This is a genomic window from Marivirga sp., assembly GCF_024636815.1.
Taxonomy (GTDB): domain Bacteria; phylum Bacteroidota; class Bacteroidia; order Cytophagales; family Cyclobacteriaceae; genus Marivirga.
Genome location: NZ_JAGXGF010000033.1, coordinates 1 through 5,433, shown reverse-complemented (window position 1 = coordinate 5,433; position 5,433 = coordinate 1). Strand labels below are relative to the sequence as shown.

Annotated in this window: 4 protein-coding genes and 2 pseudogenes; 4 read left to right on the top strand and 2 right to left on the bottom strand. The window is 33.4% G+C overall.

The features are described from left to right. Positions 1-136: pseudogene (locus Q0L29_RS02825) on the top strand (glycine C-acetyltransferase); the annotation flags it as partial. Positions 137-193: 57 nt separating this feature from the next. Here the strand turns inward: Q0L29_RS02825 and Q0L29_RS02820 are convergent. After that, complete coding sequence (locus tag Q0L29_RS02820) at positions 194-1,267, bottom strand: hypothetical protein (RefSeq protein WP_296618894.1); 1,074 nt, start codon at positions 1,265-1,267, stop codon at positions 194-196. A gap of 638 nt (positions 1,268-1,905) precedes the next feature. Here Q0L29_RS02820 and Q0L29_RS02815 point away from each other — a divergent pair. From Q0L29_RS02815 to fmt, 3 genes are all read left to right on the top strand, one after another. Beyond that, a complete protein-coding gene (locus tag Q0L29_RS02815) occupies positions 1,906-2,052 on the top strand; it encodes a hypothetical protein (RefSeq protein ID WP_296618892.1) in 147 nt (48 codons plus the stop codon). A 49-nt stretch (positions 2,053-2,101) separates the two neighbouring features. Beyond that, a complete protein-coding gene (locus Q0L29_RS02810) occupies positions 2,102-3,925 on the top strand; it encodes a sensor histidine kinase (protein WP_296618889.1) in 1,824 nt (607 codons plus the stop codon). Positions 3,926-4,097: 172 nt separating this feature from the next. Beyond that, a complete protein-coding gene (gene fmt, locus Q0L29_RS02805) occupies positions 4,098-5,015 on the top strand; it encodes a methionyl-tRNA formyltransferase (protein WP_296618888.1) in 918 nt (305 codons plus the stop codon). Between the two features lie 24 nt (positions 5,016-5,039). Here fmt and Q0L29_RS02800 read toward each other — a convergent pair. Then, positions 5,040-5,433 (bottom strand): annotated as a pseudogene (locus Q0L29_RS02800) (lipid-A-disaccharide synthase); the annotation flags it as partial.

Here is a 5,433-nt window from a genome sequence, read left to right as displayed (position 1 = left end):
TGGATTTTTCTATCCGGTAGTACCAAAAGAGCAAGCAAGAATAAGGGTTCAATTATCCGCAGCTCATGATAAAGAGCATTTGGACAAAGCCATTGAAGCTTTTACTAAAGTGGGGAAAGAATTGAATATTATATAAAAAAGTTCCGGAGCAAGTTTTAAAAACTTGCTCCGGTTTAACTATTCAACATACAAATCACAAATGATATATAGCTTCCTGTTTAGCTTCATATATCTTAAACATTGCTTTAATATATTCCTCCATTTCCTCAGAAACAGTTTTTATTTTATTGGTTACTTCTTTCAAATCCTCAATTTCGAATTTATCCATATCAATCAAATTGGTCAGGCCTTTCATCGTAACTACAGGTCTTCGCATGACATGAGAAATATCAAAAATTATTTGGTCTAGAACACTGCCATAGGCTTTCTGTACAGTGAAATCTTCAAGTACTCCCAGACATCTATATTGTCCTGACCTCACTTCAGTAATATGTATCTTAATTAAGAAATATTTCTTTTCTCCTCTGGAATTTGAGCAAGAATACACATATTCAATATTTTGTTGATCCTTAATTTTATTTATTAATGAATAAAAATCTGAAGTAGTAATACCCAATAATTTAGCTACTCTTTTTTCAAGGGTACAATCTTCATTAAAAGCCGGGTGCTTTCTCATCAGTATTTTGCTAAAATTACCGTGTACCAATTCTTCATTTTGATTAATCTCAAACTCAAAAAAGGAAGCAGGAAGGCTTTCCAAATTAATATTATTAGAAAGGCTCTTTTTTTGATCATTTAGATAATCATGAAATAACTTATTAACATACACCCCTATTGATTCCATCTGTTTTATTAAAAAATCAAACGGTTTGTGATCGGTAGCGGATAATATAACACCCAACAATCCTTTTACTCTATTATTAACATCCAGGATTGGATAAATAAGCAATTGTTCATTATCAACATAAGCTTTGAAAAAAGTAATATTCTGAAACAGAGTATGGAGCTTTACATTAGGAACGTAAATAACTTCCTGATTGAGCTTTGAAAATCGTGAATTAAAAAGCTGACAATCAACATCAAGTTGAGCATGAGATTGCTTTTCCTGATCATAAAGTTGGTGATAATCTTCTTCCCATAAAATTAAAAAAGACTGAGGAGCTAGTGAAAGTTCAGAGAGCATCTTCAAAACCGGATTCATTTTCTGGTGTAAAATCTGGCACCTAGGCTGAAAGTAAGGGTTACTGTAAAATTTAGGTAAGCTCATAGGCAAGAGGTTTTGAAATTGTATACACCCTATATTACATAAGTATTTATTTAGTTTCCTTAATCAAAAAAACCCTCAAAGACGGGACAAATGATATCTTAACAACAATAGGGGAGAAGTTAGCTATCATTTTACATGTCCCGTCTTATCGGGTGATGTCGTTAAATATATAAAAAGGTCTTGGTTGAATGCGCAATGCATTATTCCTTAACGACATTTCAAAGGTAGCAGAAGCTCTATTTATAAAAAACACCTTTTTGGGGGTATTTGAAACTTTTATTAGGGTATTTTTTATACCCTTTTAAGGGTATATATTTTACATTTAAGGTATTTAGTCTCAAAAAGCTCAGAAGTTCAACTAAAAATAAAAAAAGCTAGAACCTATTATAATACACTGTATTTCAATTACTTAAATAACTAAGGTACCAAAACAAACTCCTCCTACAAAACTGAAAATAGAAGCTAAAAACCCCTCTTATAGCAAATATATACCCGTTTTATTGTTAATCTGCTACCCTATTTCTAACAAAAAGAAACCTATAAAATAAATTAAAAAACCCATAAACAGGTGTTTCTCAGTAATTTAAATAAGCCTAATATTGTAACATCATTAATCGGAAACACTTAACAACAATAATATGAAAGCTTTAAAAACAATTAAGTACGCATTAGTAATCGCAGCAATCTTCACTTTTTCAGCTTGTGAATTAATTGAAGAGCCTAATATGGATAGCACTACTTGTACGGGATGTACTGAGCCAGAACATGGCGAAATTGAAGAGTAAAAGTTATAAAATTTTATTTTCGACCTCATTGTTGTAATTTTATACAGCAATGAGGTCTTTTTATATATCAATAATTTTTTATTTAATTTCAGTTACACTTTTATCTGCCCAAGAAACTGAGAATTTTTATTTTAATAAAGCTAAGGAGCTAAGGTCTTCTAATCAGTTTGACTCATCTTTTGAATATTTTCAAAAAGCAATAATCCAATTTGGTGAAAATAATGATTCAGTAGGAATTGCAATATCTTATAATTACTTAGGCCTCATTTCAAATAATTTAAATAATCGTAAAAATGCTTTAAAATATTTCTATAAAGCTATCAAAGTCAATAAAAGCATTAAAAACTACGATGGATTGATAGGTAATTATAATAATCTTGGAAATTACTATTGGTCTGAGGATACAAAACTATCCCTTCAATATTATCAAGAGGCTCAAAAACTATTACCAATTGGAATAAGAGATAAAAAATCTGCTATTATAAATATGAATATTGGAACTATATTTTCATCTAGAGATGAAGAATTTTTCAATTACGATTCTGCAGTATATTATTACTTAAATTCTTTAGAATCTTTCAAAGCAATTAAAGATTCCTCCAACCTCTCTTCATTATATCATAATCTAGGATTTCTCTATGAAGAAAAGGGAAATTTTGAGGCTGCGTTGAATAGTTTTAAAAAATCAGTTGCATTAAAAGTAAACTTGAAAGATCAATTTGGTTTAGCCAATAGTCATATGGGGCTTGGAAATATCTATCTTAAACAAAAAAATTTCAAAGAAAGCCTAGTTCAATATGAAAAAAGTTTAGCCTTAGCAGAGTATTTAGGTGATCCGAACCGAAAGATGAACCTCTATTCCAATATGGTAAAGGCTAAAATGGGGATAGGTGCTGTCGAGGAAGCTTCCGTTCTTTTCCAGGAATACAACCATTTACGGGATTCTCTTTTCGATAGCGAGAAAATGCAAGAAGTTAAGGACCTGGAGACTAAGTATGAAACTGAAAAGAAGGAAGCAGAGATTAGGGAACAACAACTGGCCATTGAACAGAAAAATTTCCAAAAAAACCTTTTTCTGGGTTTAAGCCTATTATTAGTGGTCTTAATTATCTCCACTATTTGGTTTTTTCTTCAAAAACAGGAGTATTTGAAAAAGTTGAAGAATGAGGAAATCTCCAATATGAAAACCGAACAGGAGCTAAAAGAGCTAAATGCTATGATGCATGGGCAGGAGGAAGAAAGAAACCGCATTGCCAGCGATTTGCACGACCGTTTGGGTGCAAGATTATCTTCTATCAAACTGCTATTTCAATCGGAGCAAAATGAGACCACTTCTAATTTAAAACGTAAATTGTTAGATAATATTAATGAAGCTATAAAAGAAACCAGAGAAATATCTCATAATCTTTCCACTGATATGTTGACTCGTTTTGGTATTGAAACGGCCTTGAAAGATATGGTGAGAACCATCAACGAAGCTGAAAAAATCAAGGCAGAAATAGCGATTTACGGTTTACAGAAAAGATTGCCATTGGAGGTAGAGCGTAATATTTACCATATATCGCTGGAATTAATCAATAATACCATCAAACATGCCAAGGCTGAGAAAATTATCCTTCAAATTAGTCAGACAGATGGGGAAATTAATGTATTCTATGAAGATGACGGAAAAGGTTTTGATGTTCAGAATATAGCTGATTCCGGCATGGGCATGCGTAGTATTTATGCCAGAGTCAATACTATTAATGGAGCGGTTTACTTCAATTCAAAACCAGGAAAAGGCATTAATGTAGTGATGACCATACCTGTTGAAGAAAGAAAAACAACAGAAGAAAGTAATACGGATAATTCCGTAAAATCTAAAATGGCGTAATGGCTAAAGCGTTTTGATGGTTAGTACCGTCTAATCGCTAATCTCTAAAGCCTGCAGTTTCACCTACCGGTCAGACGGTTTGGAACCGTGCGTCAGACCGAGAGCCGGCTTCAAGTGATTTGATTAATAAATTAATCACAAAATCCAGCCTATATTTTTACCTTTGCAATCTATGAAGAAATTACGCATTGTTTATATGGGCACGCCAGATTTTGCGGTGCCTTCCCTCAAGATTTTAGTAGAAAACAATTACGATATTGCCGCTGTCATCACTGCTCCAGATAAACCAAAAGGGCGCGGGCAGAAGTTATCGCAGTCTCCTGTTAAAGAATATGCTGAGTCTGCAGGCCTTAAAATCATGCAACCTACTAATTTAAAAGATTCTGATTTCCAATCTGAATTGGCTTCTTTGCAGGCAAACTTACAAATCGTTGTGGCTTTCAGAATGTTGCCAGAAGCGGTTTGGAATATGCCTGAAATAGGGACTTTTAATCTGCATGCTTCCCTCCTTCCGCAATACAGAGGCGCTGCCCCCATTCATTGGGCAGTAATGAACGGCGAGGCAGAAACAGGTCTCACCACTTTTTTCTTAAAACATGAAATTGATACCGGTAGCATCATTTTACAAGAAAAAGAAACTATTACTAAAACTGATACAACTGGTGAGCTTTATGGAAGATTAATGGAAAAAGGAGCTCAGTTGGTTTTAAAAACAGTAAAAGCCATAGAGAATGAAGATTATAAACTCACTGCTCAAGATGAAAACCAAACTTTGAAACATGCACCTAAACTATTCAAAGAAAATACTGAACTAGAATGGAATGAACCGGCAGAAAAGTTGTACAACTACATTAGAGGATTAAACCCATTCCCTACTGCTTGGGCTATCCTAAACGATAAAAAATATAAAATCCATCAAAGCTCAATTGTTGATCCTAATACGGAAGGAGAAATAGGGAAGATCATAACAGATCATAAAAGCTATCTTCATGTTCAATGTAATCCGGGTATATTAGCTTTGGAAGTGATTCAGCCTGAAGGAAAAAAGAGAATGGCGGTCGCTGATTTTTTTAGGGGGAATGATATTTGAGCTTAATTGAAGTCTATACAGAATCTACTTTTGAATCCTTTTCACTATTAAATCAGCCGTAATTTGAGAAGTATTTTCTTGGCCTAACATTTCTTTAAGCAGTTTGTAATCTTTCATAATGGTTTCTCTTTTTTCGCCACCAATTAAGATTTTCTGAAATTCATTTTTGAGGTTTGATGGATTGAATTCATCTTGAATCAATTCTCTAACTGCTTCCTTATCTAGAATCAAATTCACTAAGGAAATGAACTCTACTTTTACCACTCTTTTGGCAATAGCAAAGGAAATTTTACCGGTTTTATAAACCACTACTTGAGGCACTTCAAAAAGAGCTGTTTCCAAAGTAGCTGTTCCGGAAGTCACTAAGGCAGCTTTAGAATGAGAAAGTAAGTCATAGGTCTGTCTCTTATACACATCT